Source organism: Oryzifoliimicrobium ureilyticum (assembly GCF_037199735.1).
GTDB classification, from domain to species: Bacteria; Pseudomonadota; Alphaproteobacteria; order Rhizobiales; family Rhizobiaceae; genus Rhizobium; species Rhizobium ureilyticus.
On the sequence record NZ_JBBBVQ010000001.1, the window covers coordinates 339,300 to 362,968 of the forward strand.

At 55.7% G+C, this 23,669-nt stretch carries 20 protein-coding genes; 9 read left to right on the forward strand and 11 right to left on the reverse strand.

Annotation, left to right across the window (positions count from 1 at the left end):
- Positions 1–195: 195 nt before the first annotated feature.
- From VQ830_RS01655 to VQ830_RS01665, 3 genes are all read right to left on the reverse strand, one after another.
- Entirely contained in the window at positions 196–1,785 is a 1,590-nt protein-coding gene (locus VQ830_RS01655) for an inorganic phosphate transporter (protein WP_337266310.1), read from the reverse strand.
- Between the two features lie 205 nt (positions 1,786–1,990).
- The gene (locus VQ830_RS01660) at positions 1,991–2,479 is read right to left on the reverse strand and encodes a peroxiredoxin (protein ID WP_337266311.1); all 489 of its coding nucleotides are present in this window, start codon (positions 2,477–2,479) and stop codon (positions 1,991–1,993) included.
- Between the two features lie 72 nt (positions 2,480–2,551).
- Entirely contained in the window at positions 2,552–3,268 is a 717-nt protein-coding gene (locus VQ830_RS01665) for a protein-disulfide reductase DsbD domain-containing protein (RefSeq protein WP_337266312.1), read from the reverse strand.
- 266 nt (positions 3,269–3,534) lie between these two features.
- Here VQ830_RS01665 and VQ830_RS01670 point away from each other — a divergent pair, with 266 nt between their 5' ends.
- The 3 genes from VQ830_RS01670 to VQ830_RS01680 all read left to right on the forward strand — a co-directional run bounded on the left by VQ830_RS01670 (position 3,535) and on the right by VQ830_RS01680 (position 5,667).
- Positions 3,535–4,140 carry a YqgE/AlgH family protein gene (locus VQ830_RS01670; protein WP_337266313.1) on the forward strand — a complete coding sequence of 202 codons (606 nt, stop codon included), beginning with the start codon at positions 3,535–3,537 and terminating at the stop codon, positions 4,138–4,140.
- Between the two features lie 112 nt (positions 4,141–4,252).
- On the forward strand, positions 4,253–4,444 hold the full coding sequence (locus tag VQ830_RS01675) for a CsbD family protein (protein ID WP_337266314.1): 192 nt from the start codon (positions 4,253–4,255) through the stop codon (positions 4,442–4,444).
- A 137-nt stretch (positions 4,445–4,581) separates the two neighbouring features.
- A complete protein-coding gene (locus VQ830_RS01680; RefSeq protein ID WP_337266315.1) occupies positions 4,582–5,667 on the forward strand; it encodes a zinc-binding metallopeptidase family protein in 1,086 nt (361 codons plus the stop codon).
- A gap of 5 nt (positions 5,668–5,672) precedes the next feature.
- Here VQ830_RS01680 and VQ830_RS01685 read toward each other — a convergent pair whose 3' ends face one another.
- From VQ830_RS01685 to thrC, 4 genes are read right to left on the reverse strand one after another with little or no spacing between them, the layout of a single operon-like run.
- Complete coding sequence (locus VQ830_RS01685) at positions 5,673–8,588, reverse strand: EAL domain-containing protein (RefSeq protein WP_337266316.1); 2,916 nt, start codon at positions 8,586–8,588, stop codon at positions 5,673–5,675.
- Entirely contained in the window at positions 8,585–9,196 is a 612-nt protein-coding gene (locus VQ830_RS01690; RefSeq protein ID WP_337266317.1) for a GNAT family N-acetyltransferase, read from the reverse strand. The genes VQ830_RS01685 and VQ830_RS01690 overlap by 4 nt, the downstream gene beginning before the upstream one ends.
- Before the next feature lie 43 nt (positions 9,197–9,239).
- Entirely contained in the window at positions 9,240–10,538 is a 1,299-nt protein-coding gene (locus tag VQ830_RS01695) for a M16 family metallopeptidase (RefSeq protein ID WP_337266318.1), read from the reverse strand.
- A gap of 23 nt (positions 10,539–10,561) precedes the next feature.
- Positions 10,562–11,962, reverse strand: a complete 1,401-nt coding sequence (gene thrC / locus VQ830_RS01700; RefSeq protein WP_337266319.1) for a threonine synthase — start codon at positions 11,960–11,962, stop codon at positions 10,562–10,564.
- 176 nt (positions 11,963–12,138) lie between these two features.
- Here thrC and VQ830_RS01705 point away from each other — a divergent pair, with 176 nt between their 5' ends.
- Entirely contained in the window at positions 12,139–12,825 is a 687-nt protein-coding gene (locus VQ830_RS01705) for a hypothetical protein (RefSeq protein WP_337266615.1), read from the forward strand.
- A 143-nt stretch (positions 12,826–12,968) separates the two neighbouring features.
- On the opposite strand, the gene VQ830_RS01710 is transcribed toward VQ830_RS01705, so the two are convergent.
- Both VQ830_RS01710 and VQ830_RS01715 read right to left on the reverse strand, forming a co-directional pair.
- Complete coding sequence (locus VQ830_RS01710; RefSeq protein ID WP_337266320.1) at positions 12,969–13,367, reverse strand: CopD family protein; 399 nt, start codon at positions 13,365–13,367, stop codon at positions 12,969–12,971.
- A gap of 175 nt (positions 13,368–13,542) precedes the next feature.
- Positions 13,543–14,232, reverse strand: coding sequence for an HAD family hydrolase (locus tag VQ830_RS01715; RefSeq protein ID WP_337266321.1), 690 nt, complete (start codon positions 14,230–14,232; stop codon positions 13,543–13,545).
- Positions 14,233–14,486: 254 nt separating this feature from the next.
- Here VQ830_RS01715 and VQ830_RS01720 point away from each other — a divergent pair, with 254 nt between their 5' ends.
- Together VQ830_RS01720 and VQ830_RS01725 are read left to right on the forward strand one after the other, a co-directional pair.
- On the forward strand, positions 14,487–15,002 hold the full coding sequence (locus VQ830_RS01720; RefSeq protein WP_337266322.1) for a ferritin-like domain-containing protein: 516 nt from the start codon (positions 14,487–14,489) through the stop codon (positions 15,000–15,002).
- Positions 15,003–15,224: 222 nt separating this feature from the next.
- Positions 15,225–16,355, forward strand: coding sequence for a site-specific DNA-methyltransferase (locus VQ830_RS01725; RefSeq protein ID WP_337266323.1), 1,131 nt, complete (start codon positions 15,225–15,227; stop codon positions 16,353–16,355).
- A 197-nt stretch (positions 16,356–16,552) separates the two neighbouring features.
- Here VQ830_RS01725 and VQ830_RS01730 read toward each other — a convergent pair whose 3' ends face one another.
- On the reverse strand, positions 16,553–17,161 hold the full coding sequence (locus tag VQ830_RS01730; protein WP_337266324.1) for an HAD family hydrolase: 609 nt from the start codon (positions 17,159–17,161) through the stop codon (positions 16,553–16,555).
- Complete coding sequence (gene mutY / locus VQ830_RS01735; protein WP_337266325.1) at positions 17,158–18,270, reverse strand: A/G-specific adenine glycosylase; 1,113 nt, start codon at positions 18,268–18,270, stop codon at positions 17,158–17,160. The genes VQ830_RS01730 and mutY overlap by 4 nt, the downstream gene beginning before the upstream one ends.
- A gap of 179 nt (positions 18,271–18,449) precedes the next feature.
- Between mutY and VQ830_RS01740 the strand changes: the two genes are divergently transcribed.
- From VQ830_RS01740 to VQ830_RS01750, 3 genes are all read left to right on the forward strand, one after another.
- A complete protein-coding gene (locus VQ830_RS01740) occupies positions 18,450–18,941 on the forward strand; it encodes a DUF721 domain-containing protein (protein ID WP_337266326.1) in 492 nt (163 codons plus the stop codon).
- 132 nt (positions 18,942–19,073) lie between these two features.
- Positions 19,074–19,757, forward strand: a complete 684-nt coding sequence (locus VQ830_RS01745; protein ID WP_337266327.1) for a DsbA family protein — start codon at positions 19,074–19,076, stop codon at positions 19,755–19,757.
- A 132-nt stretch (positions 19,758–19,889) separates the two neighbouring features.
- Positions 19,890–23,357 carry a chromosome segregation SMC family protein gene (locus VQ830_RS01750; RefSeq protein WP_337266328.1) on the forward strand — a complete coding sequence of 1,156 codons (3,468 nt, stop codon included), beginning with the start codon at positions 19,890–19,892 and terminating at the stop codon, positions 23,355–23,357.
- Positions 23,358–23,669: the final 312 nt, after the last annotated feature.

Genomic DNA, 23,669 nt, shown 5'->3' on the forward strand with positions numbered 1-23,669 from the left:
TGGCGGCAGGTGACTTGTCGGCAAATATGGCCGCTTACATGCGCCGTATCACACTGCAATGAGTGCCCCTCGACTGCGATCCCACGGCTCATGGCATTTGCGATGAAGAAGGGATCGCTCAAGTCTTTGAGGTAGGAAAGGCTGAGCGTTGCCTGGAGATAGCTCTCCTGGCAACGCGATGAGGGTTAGAAACCCTCAAAATACTTGGCGCAGGATGAGAAACAGCACGAAAGACAGCGCGATTGATGCAGGTAGGGTTAAAATCCAGGCTGCCGCCATGTTTCTCACCGTTGACCACTGCAGACCGGATCCGTTAGCGGCCATGGTCCCGGCAACGCCTGACGAAAGAACATGTGTCGTCGAGACCGGCAATCCCAGATGATCAGCCGAGGCGATCGTCGCCATAGCGACCAATTCGGCTGCGGCGCCTTGTCCGTAGCTGAGATGCGTCTGGCCGATTTTTTCCCCAACGGTAATGACGATCCGTCGCCAACCGACCATGGTGCCTAGGCCGAGAGCCAGAGCGACGGCAACCTTCACCCATGTGGGAATGAACTTCGTCGCATTGTCGACCGCAGAGTGATAGTTCTTCACAGCCTGAAGGTCGGTGGGCTCCATTTTCAGAAGGTTTTGCTTATCGATCAGCTTTAAAGCCTCGCCTATGAGGTAGATGTCATTCCGGATGTTGGTGACAAGATGCGTCGGAACCGCTGTCAGGCTTGGAAATGCCGCCACTTCGCCGCTGGTTTGATGGATATATTGTTGCAAAGCCGATGCGGTCCGTTCGTTCCAAACACGGTTCCTTACAGCGGCGGCAACTTCGGCTTTTGCTTGTGCTGCTTCCACAACAGCGTTCGGGGCCACATACCGACCCAGTGCGGTTTCGACCTGCGCTGCAGCCTGCTTATAAGCTGCCAGGTAATTGACATCTGGTGTCCGGTTCAGGGCGAAAGCAGTCGGAACGAGACCAATCAGGATGAGCATGATGAGGCCCATACCTTTCTGGCCATCATTAGACCCATGAGCAAAACTGACGCCTGTACAGGTAAAAATCAGAATAGCCCTGATCCAGAGAGGCGGAGCGCCTTTCTTGGGCTCCTGGTATAGCTCTTTGTTTTTGACCAAGAGCTTCATCACGAGAAGCAAGATGGCAGATAGAATGAACCCGATGATCGGTGAGATCAGAAGGGACAGCCCGACATTGGTGGCCTGCGACCAGTCAACGCCGCTTGTCGCGGAGCCACTGGGCGCCATGAATTGATTGGCAAGGCCGACACCCATAATCGAGCCGACCAGCGTATGAGAGCTGGACGAGGGTAGGCCCAAATACCAGGTCCCCAAGTTCCAGATGATGGCTGCGATCAGCAACGCGAAAACCATGGCAAGACCAGATCCGGAGCCGACCTGAAGAATAAGCTCGACCGGTAGAAGCGACAGAACGCCGAAGGCAACCGCTCCGCTTGAGGTCAGCACACCGAGGAAATTGAAAAAACCCGACCAGATGACGGCAAATTCAGCGGGCAGAGAGCGGGTATAGATGACGGTGGCGACTGCGTTGGCGGTATCGTGGAACCCATTCACAAATTCAAAGCCGAGCGCGATCAGGAGCGCGATGCCAAGCAGGATCCACGGAACCGCTTCGGCGCTTGCCAGCTCGTTGCCGAGGGCATAGGCGATATAGCCAAGGCCGGCGAGAAGCACGATCAGGAAGATCGGAAGGAACAGTTTGGCAGATGCGTGGCGAGTTTCGAGAGGATGCGAGCGGTCGGCCGTAACGTCAGACATATGCAAAGCCTTTTCTGACCCAAAACGCTGCATGTCCGGTTGAACATACAGCGTTTTCTTATGAAATCGGACGCGTGCATAGCGTTCCCGTCAGGGTAGACCATGCACCAAGTGATCCGAAATTAGGTCGGCTCTGTGAATGCCCTATGACAGGACCTGACGCGCAAGCTTTCAGCTACGTCGTCTCACTCTACGGGCGTCCTTTTCACGACAGCTGTTCGATGATCGTGGCAGCTGCCGAAACGGTAGCCTGCCCGGGATTTTCTTCGACATTGAGTGTTTTCACGACGCCGTTGTCGACAAGCATCGAGTAGCGCTTGGATCGGACGCCAAGGCCGCCGGCAGACAAGTCCGCATCGAGGCCAAGCGCTTTGGTGAAAGCTCCATCCCAGTCCGCCAGGAAGTGAATCTTGCCCATCCCGCCGGATGATTGCGCCCAGGCGCCCATGACATGCCAGTCATTGACCGAAACGACTGCGATGTCGTCGACACCTTTTGCCAAGATAGCATCGCGATTTTCGAGATAACCGGGAAGATGATTAAGCGAACAAGTCGGCGTGAAAGCGCCGGGGACTGCGAAAAGAACGACTCTTTTACCGGAAAACAATGCGTCCGTGGAGATCTCAACCGGGCCGTCAGCGGTCTTTTCCTTGAAAGTAGCAGAAGGAATTTTATCACCAATTGCAATTGTCATGACGTGCTCCAATGAAATTAAAAATAGGTCAGCCGATCCTATGTCGGTCACTGCGCCAACTATAGGAGTCGATTAGGGGAAGGCAAGCGGCGCCTCGATGGCGCGATCCTCATCGATTGCGACCACAGTCCAACTCTTGCCTATCGGGGAATATCCCTTTGGCAATTTGTCGATCGCAAGGTCCGTCGAAAACGTGCTGCCGTTCCGCTCTGCCGCAAGCACACGCGTGTAAACATATCCGCTCGGACCTGCGATGATCACTTTCGCAGGTCCTCCATCCTCGTGAGGCAGGCGAAAGGTCAGCGATAAACGGCGAAAATCAGGCGAAAGGCGATGGCTGATGATCTCGAAATCGGAAGTCGGGGGGCGAGGTAGCGAAGCCTTTGCTCTCTGGATAATGGCCTTATCGATGGCTTCCGATCGGCTCGATATCAGGGCGACCTCGAAACTGCCTTGAAAAGGTATGCAGATATTGCGGCATAGGCCAATGAAGGCGTTGACGTTGATGGAGCTGGGGAAACTGCCCTTCGCCGTAGGGGAAAGCGAGAAGGGAAAGGTGACGGGTCCATCATAACCGATTTCGTCAATCTCAGCATTGACGAGGTGCTTTGGTGTCGGGTAGCCGATGCCGTCGATCGAAAGTCCGCTTCCTGAAGCAGTCGTGATTTGCGGCGGGATGCCGGCTTCGCCAGGCTCGCGCCAATAGGTCGTCCAGCCTTGTTTGGGTTCGATTTGCAAAGCCGCTTCGACAGAGCCGTCTTTCGCGGGCTCGGTCGCAACAAGCCGCATTCGCCCGCCATCTCCCTCGATCCAAGCGCTACTGGCCGCCAGCGCCACGGATGGTGCCTCGCACAAGGCAAAAAATGCCAGAGAAAAAAAATATATAAAGAAAAGAGAAGCGCTGTTTTTCATGGTGATACGGAGCTTTAGCGCACTTCTTTTACGTCAGCCAGAAGACAGCCGGCTTTAATTGTTCATTTTCGGTTGATTGATCTCTTACCTTGCCCCATGTTTCTTTTATGAACCCCGAAACAAGCTTGGCCCAGGAGGAGTTGATGTCCCTATCGACGCTCAAGAATAGACGGCAACGCGGTTTTCTCGACGGCCAGTTCCTCATTGCGATGCCCGGCATGAGCGATACGACGTTTTCGCGCGCAGTCATTTATGTGTGTGCGCATTCCGATGCAGGCGCGATGGGATTCATTATCAACCGTCCGCAGAACCTGACATTCACGGATGTCCTGATGCATCTTGAGATGATCAAGGACGAGGAAGCAATTTTGCTTCCGGATAATGCGCGGGATTTTCCTATCCAAACGGGTGGCCCCGTTGAGAATGGAAGGGGCTTCGTCCTTCATTCCGACGATTATCTGACTGAGTCGAGCATCCCTGTGAGCGACGAGATTTGTATGACGGCCACCCTGGATATTGTCCGTGCCATTTCGAAAGGCAGCGGCCCAAAGCGTGCGACCATGTTACTGGGCTATGCAGGCTGGGCTGCTGGCCAGTTGGAGCAGGAGGTTGCCAATAACGGGTGGCTGAATTGTGCCGCGATTGACGATCTGATTTTCGATCCGCATCTTGATGACAAATATGAGCGTGCCCTGGCGAGCATCGGGGTGAACGCAGCCATGCTGTCTACGGAAGCGGGTCACGCCTAAGGTTTCGCCACAAACATTGCTGATGGGAAAGATTTCGATTGGAACGGAATAGTCCCCTCTACGTTGTCTCGATGTAAAAGGCATCTCGCCGACAACAAGAGGAGACTTCAAGATGGGTAGCACGGGCGATAAGATTTCCGGCAAAGCCAATGAAGCTGCTGGTAAGGTCAAGCAAGCCGTAGGTAAAGCTACTGGTGACGATTCCATGCGCGCCAAGGGCGCTGTACAGGAAGCGAAAGGCAAGACCCAGAGCACTGTCGGCAAAGGCAAGGAAAAATTGAAGGACGCGGTCGATCGCGTCTAACGAGATAACAGGGCTCGTCTGCATCAGGCGAGCCCTTGTTTTTGAAAATTAGACAATCACAATCAGTGTAGTGATGGCAAGCTTCTGACCGCCTTGGGTCGTCAACGCTTGCTGCTTAGCGGGCGATCGGGAGCCTTATGCGGCTATTTTCCTGTGGTAGTTGCGATCACGTCGTGCATTTCGACAATCGCCAATGTGTTAGATGTGCGCATCGGCTTGGCTTTTTGCCCAATGACCTAAACATGTATGCTCTGGAAGCTGTCGACGAAGGCACGTGGCATACAGTTCGGCGAGACCGGAAGGCCGTTCGCTTCTGTGGCAACGCAGGTTTGGACATCTGCAACTGGCTCATAGAAGCTGATGAGACAGAAACGCTGTGCATCGCCTGCCGTCACAATCGCCTCGTTCCCAATACTGACACGTCTGAGGGAGTAGAGCGGTGGCGGCGCATCAGTCAGGCGCAGCGGCATCTTTTTTATTCGCTTCTTAGGTTGCAATTGCCGCATCCTACCCGGACTGAAGATCCAGAAGGTGGCCTCGTCTTTGACTTTCTGGAAGATAAGGTCGAGGCCGACGGGACGGTGGTTCCAGCCATGACGGGTCATGATGAGGGCGTTATTGCCATCAGAGCTGCCGAAGCCGACGATGCGACGCGTGAGCAGATCCGAACGCAGATGAACGAGCCGTATCGTACGCTCCTTGGACATTTCCGGCACGAAACTGGCCATTTCATCTGGAACAAGCTTGTTCGCGACCAAGGTGGTCTCGACACGTTCCGATCGGTCTTTGGCGATGAGCGTCAGGATTATGCTGCGGCTCTTCAGGCCAATTACGCAAACGGACCAAGGCCCGACTGGCAAAACAGCTTCATCAGTTCCTATGCCTCGGTTCACCCTTGGGAAGACTTTGCGGAGTGTTTTGCGCATTATCTGCACATCGTGGATACGCTAGAGACCGCGCGTTCCTTCGGCCTCGTGGTTGACCCACGTGGACATGAAGAGATTGCCGCGGAAGTGGACTTCGCGCCATATCGGGCGAAAAGCGCAACTCAGCTTGTGGAAGCATGGGTGCCGCTGAGCGTTGCCATCAATGCGATCCAGCGCAGCATGGGCCAGCCCGATTCTTATCCCTTTGTGCTGTCGCCGCCTGTCGTCGAAAAGCTCGATTATCTGCATCGGCTTTTGCACGGACAGGCCGACAAAGGTGCCCGCGCTGCGGCATGAAATAGTTACGCCCGCTTTGTCAGAGGGAAACGCTCTTTCAGAAGCCGCAATACGGCGTCGGATGCCATCGGCGGACCGAACAAGAAGCTTTGCCCGTAAGGGCATCCAACCTTTGCAAGCTCCACCGCGTCCTCGTCTGACTCGATTCCTTCCGCAATAACCTTCATGTCGAGTTCACGCGCCATGGAAACGACCCATTTCAACACCGTCGCCTTCTTATCACTGGTGTCGCGGACCACGCTCTTATCGAGCTTTAGCGTGTCGAATGGGAAGCGGGTTAGGTAGGCGAGGGCGGAATGCCCCGAGCCGAAGTCGTCCAGCGCCAAACCGAGCCCTGCGTCTTTGAGCTTCGTCAAAACAAGCCGGGCTTGCTCGGGATTTTCCATCACCATACTTTCGGTCAGCTCAAGTTTCAGCCGTTGCGGATTACAATGAGTCTTTGCCAGGATTGAGCGAATGTCTTCGTAAAGTTCGTTATTGAGAAGCTGGACACTCGGAAGATTGATCGACATGAAAATCGGCAGATCGCCAGTCTGATTTTGCCACATCATGAGGTCATGCGTCGCCTGTTCCAGAACGAACAGGCCAAGTTGGCCAATGCAATCAGAGGCTTCTGCAATCGGAACGAAGTCAGAGGGCGACATGGTTCCGCGTCTTGGATGCTCCCAACGGACCAAAGCTTCGAAACCGGCGATTTCGGCATCGTCGAGCCGCACGATCGGTTGATAGATCATCGTCAGCTCACGCCGCTCGACAGCCCGGCGCAAATCAGACTCCAGTTGAAGGCGATCAGCACCAAAATCGCGGAAAGCCGGACGAAACGGCTCGACCCGGCTCCCGCCGGCGCGCTTGGCGCGATACATCGCAAGTTCGGCGTCGCTCACCATGCTCGAGGCGTTTTCCTGCTGATCGACAAATGACGTCAATCCGATGGATGCCGTCAGCATGATTTCCCTGTTTGCGAAATGGATAGGGACCATGATCGCCTTGCTCACCGCATCGGCAAAATCAGCAACCTTCACAGGATCGCGCTCGGACACAAGGATCAAACCGAATTGATCGCCTGCCAAACGGGCGAGCGTATCCGGCGCTTTCAACAGACGACGCAGGCGCCGCGTCAGAGCAATAAGAATATTGTCTCCAGCCGCAATGCCGAGGGTATCATTAACGAGCTTGTAGCGATCAATGTCGATCACCATGACAGTCGGCTTTAGAGCATCATTGGTCGGCGCGACTGCCAAGACGGACTGCAGGCGGTCGATGAAGAGCTGCCGGTTGGGCAGACCCGTCAAATTGTCATGAAGCGCGTCATGCAGCAGTCTTTCAACCGAGTTCTTCTGCTCGGTGATGTCGACGACCGTTCCAACGCAGCGAATGATTTCGCCGTTCGAGCCGAGGACGGGGCGCGCACGGATGAGCAGCCAATGGAAATGCCCGTCTTCCGCCCTGATGCGAAATTCGTGATTGAGGCGACCGCGTCGATGCTCCAGAAGGACATCCAAGGTCGCCTTGAACCGGTCGCGATCGTCAGGATGAAGTCGCGGCAGCCAGTTACGTGCCGCCCCGTGCATGGTTCCTGCACCAAGACCGAGCTTCACGGAAAGATCCGGAATGGTAACGATCCTGTCTCGCGCGACATCCCAATCCCATACCATGTCGCCGGAACCCGTGAGTGCAAGCGATTGGCGCTCTAGATCAGAAAAGAGGCCTTGCTGGAATGCGCCGCCGGCAAAGGCGTGCTGCATGACGGTAAAGCCAAGCAGAAGCACGATGAGAACGAGGCCGCCGCCCAGGGCTGGCTGAATGATGTCATTGTCCAGACGGCCGGTGATCGTCAGCCACCCGCCAAAGATCCAGACAAGGATCAACGCCCATGTCGGGATGAGAAGGATGGCGCGGTCGTAGCGGTTAAGACCAAGATAGACAATCAGGATCAGGCCTATCGTTGCCGTTAAGGCGAAGGAGAGACGCGCAACGCCGGCGGCGATCGAGGGATCGTAGATTGCGACCCCGAAAAGAAGCGCAAGGCCCAGCACCCATGCCAAGGTCGCGTAGCCGAGATGCGCGTGCCAGCGATTGAGGTTGAGATAGGCAAATAGGAAGATCACGAAACTCGAGGCAAGCGCAACTTCGACGCAGGCGCGCCATATTCGTTGATCGGCGGAGGCAACATTGATCAACTTGCCGATAAAGCCGAAGTCCACGCAGATATAGGCCAGCACCGCCCAAGCCAGTGCAGCAGTTGCCGGCAGCATGGACGTTCCTTTGACCACGAAAAGAATGGTCAAGAACACGGCGAGCAGGCCAGCGATACCAAGGACGATCCCGCGATAAAGCGTGAATGAGTTGATCGTGTCCTTATAAGCGTCCGGTTCCCAGAGGTAGATCTGGGGAAGATCAGGCGTTGCAAGCTCGGCAACAAAGGTAATTACAGCACCTGGATTCAAGGTGATGCGAAAGACATCGGCATCATCGCTTGGTTGTCGGTCGAGGGCAAAGCCTTCGCTCGGCGTGATTGCAATGATCCGTTGAGAGCCAAGGTCTGGCCAGAATAGTTTGGAATTGACCAAACGGAAATGCGGCGCAACGATCACGCGCTCAATCTGTTCTTCAGATGTGTTTGCAAGAGCAAAAACGGCCCAATCGCCCTGATGATTTTCCGAGCTGGCCCGCACCTCGATCCGCCGCCGAATTCCGTCGGCACCCGCTGCGGTCGAAACCTGAAACGCCTCGCCCTGGTTCACGTAAATTTCCGTCGTAGGGGTGAGATCGAGCGCCGTATCGTCTCGTGAGATCTTGACGGGCTCTGCAGCATTTGCGCTCGCAGCCGCGAAGGTGAACACCACCGAAAACAGCAGGCACGCCATGACAGCAGTCAATAAATCGACCGGCGAGTGGCGAAGCTTGCGGGGAGTGTTCATAGGCTAAAGCTTTTCCTGTGATGCGTGTCAGAAGCAAGCAACGAGAACATGATATGGTCCTGCCACTGACCGTTTATTTTCAAGTAGCCGCGCAAATATCCCTCTCGCTGAAAGCCCGCTTTCTCGAGCAGACGCACGCTTCTTGCATTGTCTGGAATACAAGCTGCTTCAATACGGTGCAACTCGAGCTCGTTGAAGATGTATGGAATTGCCAATTGAAGTGCGGCGAACATATGGCCTTGGCCCGCATGGCTTTCCCCCATCCAGTAGCCGATCATACAGCTTTGGGCCGCTCCGCGCCGGATATAGCCTATGGTGAGACCGCCAAGTAGCGACATCTTTTCGCGGTGGAAAAGCAACAAAGGCACGGCCTGGCCAGAGGCAAATTCCTGTTTACCGCGGATCACGCGCGCGCGAAATGCGCTTTCAGACAATTCATCGGAGCGCCAGATCGGCTCCCATGGCTCCAGGAAGCGACGGCTGGCAGCTCGAAGCTTGTACCATTGGTTAAAATCCTGATAGCGCGGAAGACGCAAAAGGTAGCGGTCGTCGGCAATTTCAACCATGTCATTATGCCGAGACAGGAACCGAAACATCGATTTAGGCATCGATCACTCCGGATCGCGAAACGTCTGGGAAGCTACAAGAAACCTACAAGCTGGCTTGCCGGCCCTGTTGCTGCGGTGAGGAAAGCGAGGCCGCGATATCTTCCATAGGAGCAAGATGCTGAAGCGGTCCAATGGCCGAAAGCGTGGGTGCGGTATCGAAGAACAGTCGTCCCGCCAGATCGGTCAGTCGTTCCACCGTGATGCCTTCCAGCCGCTCCATCATCTCGACATTCGAAATCGGACGGCCGTAGAGCATCATTTGTCTTGCGACCTGACCTGCGCGAGCCGCCGGGCTTTCCTGTCCCATCAAAAGCTGGGAGCGGATCTGCGCCCTTGCACGAACCACCTCTTTGTTATCGATGTGCTCAGCGCTCTTGTGCAGTTCGTCAATGATGACTGGCACGAGCTCAGGAAGGTTTTCCCCACCTGTCGCGGCATGAATGCCAAAGATGCCGGTATCGGAAAAGCCCCAGTGAAAGGCGTAGATCGAATAGCACAACCCGCGGATTTCGCGCACTTCCTGAAACAGCCTTGAGGACATGCCGCCGCCAAGGACATTGGCTAGAATTTGCGAACAGTAGAAGTCACGCGCGTGATAGGCTTTTCCTTCAAAGCCCAGAAGGATCTGCGCGTCCATCAAATCGCGGGGCTCGCGCACATTGCCGCCAATATAGCGCGCGGCCTCCAGAACCGGTGCCGCTGTCGGCTGTGTCGGAAGAGATGCAAAACGCTCTTCGACCATCCGCACGAAACTTTCGTGCTCGACTGCGCCGGTCGCCACCACAAACATGCGATCGGTCGTGTAATTGCGCCCAAGATAGGCACGGATTTGTGGGGGCGAGAAGGACAGAACCGTTTCGGGCGTGCCGAGGATTGGCCGTCCGAGCGTCTGATTGCTAAACGCCGTTTCCGAAAATCGATCGAAAACGACATCGTCAGGCATATCGCTGGCGGCATTGATTTCTTGAAGGATAACCTGCTTTTCGCGCTCAAGCTCGTCCTCATCAAACGCCGATTCCGTCAAGATATCCGCGAGAATATCAACAGCGAGAGGGACGTCGTCCTTTAGAACGCGTGCATAATATGAGGTCGTTTCTGTCGAGGTTGCCGCGTTGACTTCACCGCCAACATCTTCGATTTGTTCGGCGATATCGCGTGCGGATCGGCGCGCCGTGCCCTTGAACGCCATATGTTCGAGCAGATGGGCAATTCCGTGTTCATTTTCCGTCTCGTTTCGCGAGCCGGACTTGATCCAAACACCGAGTGCAGCGCTTTCAAGATGCGGCATGGTCTCGGTGACTACTGTCAGCCCGGATTTTAGCCGGGTGCACTCAACTGTCATAGGCCTTCTTTCCTCGCTTGAGGTTATATCCGGGCGTGCTTGTCGACAAATCCCTCGACCGCGCTCAGCTCAGGATCGATAACCTCGAAGCGTTCCTCCTTAAGCATCAGATCAGCAAGCCACGTCGGAAGCGCCGGGTCAATACCGGACGCAGATTTTACCGCGGCGGGAAATTTGGCGGGGTGGGCCGTCGCAAGGGTGATCATCGGAGCTGTCGGCTTTTCGTATTGCGCGGCAACGAAATGGCCGATCGCTGAATGGGGATCGAGAAGATAGCCCGTCCGCGAAAAAACAGTCTCTATCGTTGCTCGTACGTCCGCTTCACTCGCCTTGCCGGCCTCAAACTCGCGGCGCATTGCCTCCAATGCCGCTCCGCCGATTTCAAAGCCGCCGGACTGTTTCAGGCTTTCCATCGCAGCCTTGACCTTGGAGGCATCGCGATGATTGGCCTCGAACAAAAGACGCTCGAAGTTCGAGGAGATCTGGATATCCATCGAGGGGGAGGTTGTGGCGTGAACGCCCATCATCTCATACCGCCCCGTCTTGAAAGCGCGGGGCAATATGTCGTTTTCATTGCTGGCAATCACCAGCTTCTCGATCGGCAGCCCCATGCGCTTTGCGCCATAGCCGGCAAAAATGTCGCCGAAATTGCCCGTCGGCACGGTGAAAGAAACAGCGCGATCCGGCGCTCCGAGCGCCAAGGCGCTGGTAAAATAATAAACGATCTGAGCCATGATCCTGGCCCAGTTGATCGAATTGACACCTGAGAGGTTAACCCGATCGCGGAACTCGCCGTGATTGAACATGGCTTTGACGAGGTTTTGGCAGTCGTCGAAGTTCCCGTTGACGGCAAGGGCATGAACATTGGCGGCCGTCGACGTTGTCATCTGTCGCTGCTGAACAGGCGACACTTTGCCATGGGGGAAAAGAATAAAGATATCTGTGCGCTCACGCCCGGCAAACGCGTCGATTGCCGCGCCGCCCGTATCCCCGGATGTCGCACCGACGATGGTTGCACGGCTGCCTCTCTGCTCTAAAGCATAATCCATCAGCCGCGCCAGAAGCTGCATCGCCACATCCTTGAAGGCGAGCGTCGTGCCATGGAAGAGTTCACACAGAAAGCTGTTTGCGCCTGTTTGAACAAGCGGAGCGACGGCCGGATGGCGGAACGTCGCATAGGCTTCCTCGATCATGCCACGGAATGTCTCAGGTGCAATCTCCCCGTTGGTGAACGGCAGAAGAACTGCATAAGCAACGTCCTGATAGGATTTTCCTCGCAAGGCACGGATTTCTTCTTTCGAGAATTGCGGCCATGCACGCGGCACGTAAAGACCGCCGTCACGCGCCAAGCCAGCCAGCAACACGTCACAAAAACCGAGGGAAGGGGCCTCTCCGCGGGTCGAGATGTAATCCAATGTCATCATCCTTGCTCACCGGCGCCGAAGCCGGCAGGGAATGGCAGCCTTAAATCTCTTTGAAAACAGGCGCCACCCAATCGATTTTTGTCAGCGTCGCTGATATAGACCATCCACAATTGTCACGAAAGGGCCTAGATCGACTGACACAGGGCCTTGATAACATTGTTTATAAGAGGGGTGGAATCGTGCTCGGCAATGTCTCGCGTTTCGTCGTATGCGCTTCGGCTGCAATCCTGCTTGCAAGCTGCAGTTCGACCGGTACGGGCAATTCGGGTTATTTCTCCTCCGGCATTGGTGGCTTGGGCAATGGGCAAAATGGGGCCGGCAAGTCGGACCCTTCGTCGCATATCACGCCCATGATATCGTCATCGGGCGATGCTGGTCAGCCGGCAGGCACTGCGAAGACTGCGTCCGGCACGACCCAGCGCGTTGTGCAAGGGGCCTGCCCGCAGATCTTTATGAAGGATGCCGAAGCCATCTATCGCGTCTACGCCAAGGGCGGAAAAAAGGACGATCCGCAACAGGTCAGCTTGCAAGCCTCGATCGGCAATTACACACGCCAATGCACGACAGACGACCAAAACTTGACGATGACGGTCGTCGCTCAGCTGCGCCTCGTGGCCGGACCGATGGGCTACAGCGGTTCTGTCAATCTGCCGATCCGTATCACAGTCGAAGACGAAACGAGCACCTATTACTCGGAAGTAACAAACTTCGCGGCAGAACTGCCACCCGGCCAGGGCAGTGCACAGGTGCTGTTCCGCAAGGATGGAATCAAGCTGCCGTTGGGTTCGGGCGCGCTCGTGCGCGTCAATGTCGGCTTTGACCAAGGCGCGCCAGCCAAGACCAAAACGAAAAAGAAGAAGTAGCGGATGAGAGGTTAGGGCGCTCTCTGTTCAACAAACGCGTCCAATCGGGTCAGAGACATCGTGCTCGATGCACGCGGCTGTGCTCAGATTGAGCCAGCTGAGCACGACCTCTACCCTTAGAACTCTTTCAGCGTCATGGCGAATCAGAATGGCTTTGCGCCTGCAAGCAGCACGATGACGATCGTGAAGGCCGTAATGATCAGCAGCAGGATCGGCGATAGCTTTCGGACTTTTACATCGGCGCCTTCTGAGGCTTTCCTTAATTTTCCAGACAGGAAGCCGTGCAAACCCGAGAGAAGGATCACGAAAACAAGCTTCAAAGACAACCAGCCGCTGGCAAACCAATGATACCAAACAGCCATCGTGATGCCGGCAGCCCAGACGATGATCATCGCCGGGTTTAGGACGAAAAGGTTGACGCGCCGGAAGTTGGCCAATTGCTGCTTCGAGCCGTGGCTCAGCATGAGGACAGTTGCGATAAGGCCGCAAATCCAGACGATGACCGCAACGATATGGACGGCTTTCACAATATCGTACATCATCTCTTCCCTGCTGCCATTGCCGCTCAAGCGGCGCGCACCTAGCTAAAAACCAATAGATGTTGCGCTGAGATGGATGTCAACTGAGCGGAACGAAATGCATGAGGTTCAAGCTGACAGCGCCCGTCACGCCGCCAGCTGATAATCAAGTTGTGACGTCGTCACGCCTTCGCTAAATTTAAAGCACGCCTTCCCATTCCGCCATTGCGGCGACAACGCCGGGCAGATCGAACATGCGTGCGATAACCGTTTCGGCGCCTGCATCCGTCAGCCGATCAGCGTGGGTGGCGTAGGTGTGGGATGCGCCTGTAAAGCCGATGACGCGCATTCCGGCCGCGCGCGCTGCGTGGACGCCATGCACTGAATCTTCCACCACAATCACCTGGTCGGGGGAAACCCCCATTTGCTTGGCACCGTGCAGAAAGATATCTGGCTTTGGCTTTACACGATCTGCCCCCAGATCTTTTGCCGAAAAGATATGCGGTGCGAAAAGCTTCTTGAGCCCCGTTTTGCCGAGCATCATATCGAGGCGCTTGCCGCTGGAATTCGAGCAGATGCAACGCTTCATGTCGAGGCGAGCAACAGCACTTTCAACGCCTGCAATAGCCTTGACGTCCTGTTCCAGCTTGATGTCCAGAAGCTTTTCGGATTTGTCGAGCAGAGAGGCAGAAAGGGGAATGCTTGCTTCTTTTTCCACCTGAAACAGAATGTTCTGCCACGTCATGCCCGCAAAGCGCGCGCCCATCTCTTCAACGCTGATCGTATAGCCCGCTTCCGTCAGAAGAGCGGCTTCAACTTCTGCCGCTATGATTTCAGAATCGACCAGGACGCCGTCGCAGTCGAAGATGATGAGTTGAAAGCCAGCCATGAAATCCATCGTCCGTAGGTGCGCATGCCCTTCAGGTAAGGCGCTTTGGCGCAATGACATGCAAGGGGAGTTAAAGCTGCGTACGTCAAGCAGCAGGTGGCGTGAGCCATACACGACCTGCATGGGAAGCTCAACCGTTCCCGCCGTATATCGCCTTCATTCTAGCCTCCGACAGGCAAGGAGCCCTTTTGGATGAGTGCTTTGGAACCTTGGCCATCTCGCGAGGTTAGCGATGCCTACGAGGAGAAATTAATATGGCAGAAACATCTGAAGTGCGGTCCATCTTCGTTACTGGTATCAAAAATGCGCATGCGATGGAAAATCAGGCCCTTTCCATCATCAAGCCACAGCTTTCCCGGATCGAAAACTATCCGGAGGTGGCCGCCAAGCTGGAGCAGCATTATCGGGAGACCGAAGGCCAGGTCCGGCGTTTGGAGGAAGTTCTTGATGGTCTGGCCGAAGATCGCTCGGCTCTCAAAGATATGGCTCTGTCGCTCACCGGTTCCATGGCAGCTCTCGGCCACACAGTTGCAGGTGATGAGATCCTGAAGAATTCCTTCGCGAATTTTGCCTTCGAAAATTTTGAAATCGCGGCTTATAAATCGCTGATATCAGTGGGCGAACATGGCGGATTTTCGAGCTTTACATCGGCTTTAAGCGCAAATCTTGAGGAAGAGCTTGCTATGGCACGCTGGCTTGACGACAATCTCAAGAGCGTCACAATGAAATTTGTCTCTCTCAGAGAAGCGGGACAGACCGCTAAAGTCTGAAACTGGCGTTTCGCTGTAAAGTCGCGACGTCGAACCCGCTCTATGGCGGGTTTTACGCGTTTAAGGGCTTCATCAGTTAGGAGCCGAGGCCGCCAAACAGAAGCGAACGTGACCGCTCACGCTATTTCTGGACAAAAAGTCTGCCGCCTTCAGTCTTTGGTAACCAAGATGGGTAACCATAACAGGACGTAAAAGCGTAATGCGTAACAGCGAGTATCTTGTATGGCGTCAGTTTTCCCGCTTGCCGACCTGAAGACCTGCGCGAGGTCGGATATCTGGCTCGACACAATCATCAAAGGCGATTGTGTCGCTGCTCTCGAAGCCCTTCCGACCAATTCTGTCGACGTTATTTTTGCCGATCCGCCTTATAATCTGCAATTGGGTGGCGCCTTGCATCGTCCTGACCAGTCACTTGTTGATGCGGTTGATGACGAATGGGATCAATTTGCCTCTTTCCAGGCCTATGACGCATTTACCCGCGCATGGCTCCTTGCCTGCAGACGCGTTTTGAAGCCGACCGGCACCATCTGGGTTATCGGTTCTTATCACAACATATTTCGCGTTGGCGCGACTTTGCAGGATTTGAATTTCTGGATCCTCAACGATATCGTCTGGCGTAAAACCAATCCGATGCCGAACTTTAAAGGCAGGCGGTTCCAGAACGCTCATGAAACCATGATTTGGGCGAGCCCGGATGCGAAAGCAAAAGGTTATACCTTCAACTACGATGCAATGAAGGCTGCCAATGACGATGTTCAGATGCGCTCCGATTGGCTTTTCCCGATTTGCGCGGGTGCAGAGCGGCTGAAGGGAGATGATGGCAAGAAGCTTCATCCGACTCAGAAGCCGGAAGCGCTCCTGGCACGCATCATCATGTCCTCGTCAAAGCCGGGAGACGTGATCCTTGATCCGTTCTTCGGATCCGGCACAACCGGCGCTGTTGCGAAAAAGCTGGGCCGTCATTTCGTCGGTATCGAGCGGGAGCAAGATTATATCGACGCTGCCGCCCAACGTATTGCCGAGGTGCAGCCGCTCGGACGGGCAGAGCTGACCGTGCTTACCGGCAAAAAAGCGGAGGTCCGAGTAGCTTTCCTTACTTTGGTGGAAAGCGGGCTGGTCAAACCAGGCCAGGTTCTGACGGATGCCAAGCGCCGTTACAGCGCAATCGTTCGCGCCGACGGCACACTCGCGGCTGGTGGCGAAGCCGGCTCTATTCACCGCGTTGGCGCCCGCCTTCAAGGTCTCGATGCATGCAATGGCTGGACGTTCTGGCACTTCGACGATGGAGAGACCCTGCGTCCGATCGACGATCTGCGGATGATTGTCCGAAGCGATCTCGCACAGGCACAGTAACTGCCATCGCCGGATCGAATGCCTTCCTCCGGTTTCATGTACCTCCAGTTGCGGGGGAGGGTAGCGCGTCCGAAGTCTAAAAGCTTCGGACGCTCTTTTTTATTATATGGCGAATGACTTAAACTGGTTCGCGAGACGAAAAGCTCGCGAGTAAACATCAGTCTGCACCTCGATGCTGAATCACTTTAAAAAGTTCTTCAACCAACTTCTATGCCGTGCGCGGCAAGGTCGTTGCGCAACTTCTGAGGGTCTGTGAAAACAACACCCTTCCAGCCCGCTTTCCTTGCACCTTCGATATTCATGGGCGCGTCATCGATGAAGATCGTCCGCTCCGGATTCAATCCGAAGGCTTTGGCGTGATGATGATAGATTTCGACATCAGGCTTGATAAGCCGGATGTCACCAGAGACCGTCACACCTCGCGGCTTTTGCAGAAATGGGAAGCGCTTCTGTGCCTCGCGAAAGGTGTCTGACGCAAAGTTGGTCAGCATGGTCACGTCGCGACCGTCTTCGATCAGCTTTTCAAGAATGACAACGCTGCTGTCGTATGCGTGGGGAACCATCTCGTGCCAGTAGCGCCGAAACGAGCGGATGTGATCTTCCCGTGTTGGATGAAGCTCAACAAGAAGGCGTTCGGCTTCCTCCCAACTACGCCCACGATCTTGTTCAAGGTTCCATTCGTGGGTGCAGATGTTTTCGAAAAACCACTTGCGCTCATTCTCGTCTGGAATGATGCGAGCGAATGGGAGGTGTGGATCGTAGTGAATAAGCACTTTCCCAATATCGAAGACGATATGATCAATCATGAAGAGACTTTCCTTGCCGTACGAAAGGCCTCTGGAATAGCGGCTGAAATTGCTTTTTTCATCACAGTCGGGAGAGCTGCTCTTTCAAGATTTGTAACCGGCTCCCACCATGCGTCATGAAGGGGCAGCGGCGCAGGCGCATTGAGGCGCCACACCGATAGCCGCAATTCGAAATGCGTAAAGACGTGGATGACGGTTCCTGAGGGCTGCCAAGCGCCTTCGAAAGGAGCTTCTGAAAGATCCACTGTTCCGTCGAGACGGGCGGTCCAGCTTGTGGTGGGCACCTCCGTCATGCCGCCGAGAAGGCCACTGTCGATACGTCGCCGCAGAAGGATGTGCCCGTTATCCGTCACCGCGATGAAGGCCGCGCCCACCCGCACAGGCTTATCTTTTTTTGCTGCCTTGACGGGAAAGCGCTCCGGATCGTCTGTCTTCAAGCCGCGACAGATCTCACGCAGAGGGCATAAGACGCAGCTTGGTCGCTTTGGCGTACAGATCGTTGCGCCGAGATCCATCATCGCCTGAGCGCAATCGCCGGGTCGATCGGACGGCGTCAGCGCCGCAACTTTCTTCTTGATCAGCGGTTTGGCCGCCGGCAAGGGTGTCTCGATCGTATAAAGACGCGTTACAACACGCTCGATATTGCCATCCATCACAGCGGCCGGGCGATTAAAAGCGATGGCCGCGACTGCTGCTGCCGTATAGTCGCCGATACCCGGCAGCTGGCGCAAACCTTCTTCTGTGTCGGGAAACCGTCCGCCGTGATCACGCGCTACAGCTTCAGCACATTTCTTGAGGTTTCTGGCTCGTGCATAATAGCCGAGTCCCGCCCAGGCGGCCATGACATCCTCGACAGGTGCGGCGGCAAGGTCCTCTACCGTCGGCCAACGCGCGAGGAAGTTCGTAAAATATGGTTTTACGGCGCCTACCGTGGTTTGTTGCAGCATTACCTCGGAAAGCCAGACATGATAGGGCTCGGGAAGCACACCATCTTGAGCCATTTGAGGCGTTATACGCCAAGGCAAAATGCGGTGATGCCGGTCGTACCAGGCCAACAACAAAGGAGATATCAGGCCAGGAGCCGGTCCGTCGGGGGGATGTGAAGTCATCGTGCTCTTGCTTATCGGTTCATTCAATAGATGGACGGCAGCCGATAGCGGATCAAGTCGTTTGGGCGCTCCTTTTGTGGAAACTCACTAGGGAAGCCACGTGCTTCATCATCTTGATCAACAACCTCACCCTTATCTTTAAGATGAAGAAAGCGGTTAAACGTGATATTCGCGCTGACATGAACGATCGACGCAAAGGCGAAAAACAGATTGCAGAGCTGGCTAACGGGCTGATTGATCCTGTTTTGGCCCGCCGAGCCGGCATCAATACTGCACTTTTGGGCTCCTGGGACGAAATCGTCGGAGCGGACTTTGCCAATTGCACGCGGCCGGAAAAAATCGCCTGGGCGCGAAGTGCCGAGGATGGAAATTTTAAGCCCGGCGTTTTGACCATTGCCTGCGAAGGAGCCCGAGCGCTTTTCCTGTCGCATGCGCAGGGCGAATTGATCCAGCGGATCAATAGCTTCTTTGGTTTTGCTGCGGTCCATCAGGTGCGTATCGTGCAAAAGCCGGTATCTCTGGCCGTCAAGCATGCGCGCCCGCCCCAGCCCTTGAAGGGAGAGGCGGCGCTTAAGCTGGAGGATATGATGAAGGGCTTGGAAGACGATCGCTTGAGAAGCGCCGTCAAACGACTCGGAACAGCCGTTTTGGGGAAATCAAAAGGCCGTTGAGGAAAAGAAGGCTCCATCGCCTGACAAGGGTCACAATTCTTTGAAGAATCTTTGCTTTGCCTGCCTTGTCGGCACTCGAATGCCGATATATCGCACTGTACCAGTTATTCTCATTCAAGGGGCGCCAAGAACATGTCCGCAATCCAACTGACGAAACGCCAGCTTCTGGGCGGTATCGCCACGACAACAATCGCATTTGCTGCTGTCAGCAAAGCAGCCGCCGCGGACATTCCAGAATCCGAGGGAACCGTCGACATGAATGCGGCGCTGAAGCCCGGCGTTCTCCCCGACATGGCCTTGGGTCCAGAGAATGCACCGGTCAAGATCATCGAATACATGTCGATGACGTGCCCGCATTGCGCCCATTTCCACAACACGACGTTCGAAGACTTCAAAAAGAAGTACATCGACACCGGCAAGGTGCGCTTCATTATTCGCGAATTCCCATTCGATCCGGCAGCGGCGGCGGCCTTCATGTTGGCGCGCTGCAACCCGCAGAACCCGACAGACCTCAGCACGCCTCAACAATATTTCCCGATGGTTTCCATGTTGTTCAAGCAGCAGGAAACCTGGGCGGCTGCCCAAGACAAGCGTGCCGCGCTGCTTCAAATGTCAAAGCTCGCTGGATTTAGTGAGGAAAGCTTCACGAAGTGCTTGACGAACCAGAAGCTGCTGGATGAAGTGAATGCCACGCGGGAACGGGGCAATAGTGAATTTGGCGTCAACGCGACCCCGACTTTCCTGATCAACGGAAAGCGCTACGCTGGAGATATGTCGCTTGATAGCTTGTCGGCACTTGTCGATAGTCTCATGTAACGGCTTACCCTTCTTAGGAACGGGCGCCAGCAACCTTGCGGTGCCCGTTCCCTTGCATCCGCCGATAGCGCTCGTCGCTTGCGATGCGCCTCCTTGCGTTCATCTCACTGTGATGAGCATGGAGCGGTCGGTATGAAGTTTAATAAGCTTCGCCTTGTTGGCTTCAAATCCTTCGTAGAACCATCCGAATTTATCATCGAAGGGGGTCTGACGGGCGTCGTCGGGCCGAACGGCTGCGGAAAGTCCAATCTCGTTGAGGCTCTTCGCTGGGTCATGGGCGAAAATTCCTATAAGAACATGCGTGCGTCCGGTATGGACGACGTCATCTTTTCGGGTTCGGGAAACCGGCCGGCGCGGAACTCTGCGGAAGTTTCGCTCTATCTCGACAATTCCGACAGAACGGCGCCCGCTGCATTTAACGATAGCGACGAAATCCAGGTAAGCCGTCGTATCGAACGGGAGCATGGCTCGGTCTATCGTATCAATGGCAAAGAAAGCCGGGCTAAGGATGTACAGCTTCTCTTTGCCGATGCTTCGACCGGGGCTCGTTCGCCTTCGATGGTTGGCCAAGGTCGTATTGGTGAGCTGATATCGGCCAAGCCGCAGGCTCGTCGGCAATTGCTTGAGGAAGCGGCGGGCATATCCGGACTGCATTCCCGGCGTCACGAGGCGGAACTGCGGCTGCGTGCTGCCGAAACCAATCTTGAGCGCCTCGATGATGTCACCGCACAGATCGAAAGTCAGATCGAAAGTTTGAAGCGTCAGGCGCGCCAAGCCAACCGCTTCAAGGCTTTATCCGCCGATATTCGTGCGCGCGAAGCGATGCTGCTGCATATTCTTTGGTCCGAAGCCAAGGAAGCGGAATCGGAGGCAGATCGTGCCTTGAACGAAGCAACGGTCCTTGTCGCCGAGAAGGCGCAGGCGCAGATGGAGGCGGCAAAACAGCAGGCGATCGCCAGCCTAAAACTGCCGGAACTACGCGAAGCCGAGGCGCACGCGGCTGCAGGCCTGCAGCGGCTGCAGATCGCCCGTGCCCAATTGGAGGAAGATGCGGGCCGCATTTCCCGCCGTCGCGATGAGCTGACGCGGCGACTGTCTCAATTGAGCGAAGATATACGTCGCGAAGAGCGCCTCGTTGCCGATAATGCCGGTTTCTTGCAGCGTCTCGATGACGAAGAAGCCGAACTGGCGGACGCTATTGCCGATTCGTCGCGTTTGACCGAGGAAACTCGCGACGCGTTGGAGGAAGCCGAAGCACGGCTCGCCCAAAGCGAAGCTCTTCTATCGACCCTGACGGCCGAGCGCGCCGAAGCGGTAGCCAACCGTAGCCAGACCGAGCGCATGCTGCGTGATCTCGCAGAGCGGAAGGTAAAGCTCGATCGCCAGCTGGACGAGGCGAGGCGCGAACGAGCCGCTCTTGATACGAAGATTGCGGAGCTGCCCGATCCTGGCGAGAAGCGTGAAATTCTAGACGCAGCCGAAGCGGCGAGCGAGGATGCGGCTGAACGTCTTGAAAACGCCGAGACGCTGCTCACGGAAGCGCGGGACGCAGAAGTTCAGGCAAGAGCGCCGGTCGAGGATGCGCGCTCGCAATTGAATGCTGCCGAAACCGAGGCACGCACAATTGCGAAAATGCTGGCTGCCGGCGCGGTCGCCGGTGGTTATTCTCCGGTTGCCGATGCGATGACCGTCGAGCGTGGCTATGAAACAGCCCTAGGCGCTGTCTTAGGTGAAGATTTGGATAGTCCGCTTGATCCGGCAGCACCGGCTCATTGGACCGACAATGGTGATGGAGAGAAAGATCCGAGCCTGCCGGAGAGCGTTCCGCCGCTTTTAAGCTATGTTCGTGCCCCAGGTCCGCTCACTAGACGGTTGCGGCAAATCGGTATCATTGCGGATGAAAGCGATGCGATTGGTCTGATGGCCCAGCTGAAAGCCGGTCAGCGGCTTGTGACGCGAGGCGGCGCCGTTTATCGTTGGGATGGTCATGTGACGGGAGCGGACGCGCCGAGCGCCGCCGCCCTTCGCCTGTCACAAAAGAACAGGCTGGCCGAACTTGAAGAAGAGATTGAGGCTGCGCGCCTCGTTCTGGAGGAAGCCGAAGCCGCCTTCACCGCCGCTGCTGGCGCTGTGCGTATTGCAGAAGCATCTCAAAACGAAAGTCGCGAGGCCGTCAGACTTGCCTCGCGCACGCTGATTGAGGCAAGAGATGCGCTGGCCTTGGCCGAACGCGCGTCGGGAGAGCTCCTGCGCCGTCGCGATGTCCTGGATGAAGCGCTCACGGGGCTTTTAAGTCAAATCGACGACCTTCTTTCGCAGGAAGAGGAGGCGCGCGCCAATCTCAACGATCTTGTAGACATTGCCGCGATCGAGGCGCGCTTGCATGAACAGCAAGCTTCGGTCTTCATGGAGCGCGCCGCAGTGGCCGAAGCGCGCGCCAGACATGAAAGTCTTGATCGTGAAAATGCCGCACGTCGGCGGCGCATTGCTGCCATTGATGCGGAGCGACAGAACTGGCGGCAAAGAGCAGAAAATGCTGAGCAACATATCGCCACGCTGCGCGAGCGCGAGGACGAAGCCCGCGAGGAAGTGGCGGAGCTTGATGTCGCTCCTGATGAATTTGAGGAAAAGCGTCGTGCGTTGATGAATGAGCTCCAGAAAATGGAAGCAACGCGCCGCGAGGCTGCCGATCGGCTGGTGAACGCTGAGACCATGCAGCGCGAGGCAGATCACAAGGCTGCCGTCTCTTTATCCGAACTGGCCGACAGTCGCGAGCGGCGCGGACGCGCGGAGGAACGCCTTATGTCGGCTCGAGAGCGGCGGGAGGAAAGCGAAACTCGCATCCGTACCTCGCTCAATGTTCAGGCACACGAGGTTTGGCGGCTCGCGGGAGCGACGCCAGGAGCTACTTTGCCGAACCCGCGCGACATTGAGCGGGAACTAGACCGTTTGAAAATGGAACGCGAAAGACTGGGCGCAGTCAACCTGAGGGCCGACGAGGAGCAGCAGGAGCTGACAGGTCGTCTTCAGATCATGATCCGCGAACGTGACGATGTGATTGACGCAATCCGCAAGTTGCGTGGCGCCATTCAAAGCCTCAATCGCGAGGGCCGCGAAAGGCTGATTGCGGCGTTCGATATCGTCAACGCTCAGTTCAAGCGTCTCTTTACGCATCTTTTCGGTGGAGGGACCGCCGAACTCCAATTGATCGAGTCGGACGATCCGCTGGAAGCGGGGTTGGAGATCCTGGCAAGGCCACCTGGTAAAAAGCCACAGACGATGACGCTTCTATCTGGCGGCGAGCAGGCCCTGACCGCAATGGCCCTGATTTTCGCGGTCTTCCTGACGAATCCAGCGCCGATTTGCGTTCTCGATGAGGTGGATGCACCGCTCGACGACCATAATGTGGAGCGATATTGCAACCTCATGGATGAAATGGCGGCGTCCACGCAGACCCGCTTTATCATCATCACCCACAACCCCATCACAATGGCGCGCATGAATCGCTTGTTCGGCGTGACGATGGCCGAACAAGGTGTCTCCCAACTCGTGTCTGTCGATTTACAAACGGCTGAGCAGCTGCGGGAAAACGTCGCATAAATGCATATGTTCTAAATAAGAATATATGCAAAAAACCCAAAAATGGTGGGTCTCGAAATAAGTCGAGAGCCAACTTCGCCGATGCTTTTCGGCTCTCTTAATGTATAGTGATAACAATCAGATCGGTTGATGAAGGTGGACGTCCCGATCTTTCGCGGGAGGCTTTTGGCGAGCTACCTTGCGAGCTGAACCCCCCGCCCAGTCTCCTGTCTGGACGGAAAAGGCTTTGCGGGAGGCATGTTCGCCCGCAAAGCCTTTTTTATATGGCCATTTGGCAATTGGTCATTGTGCACTGCACCATTTCGCCGCATT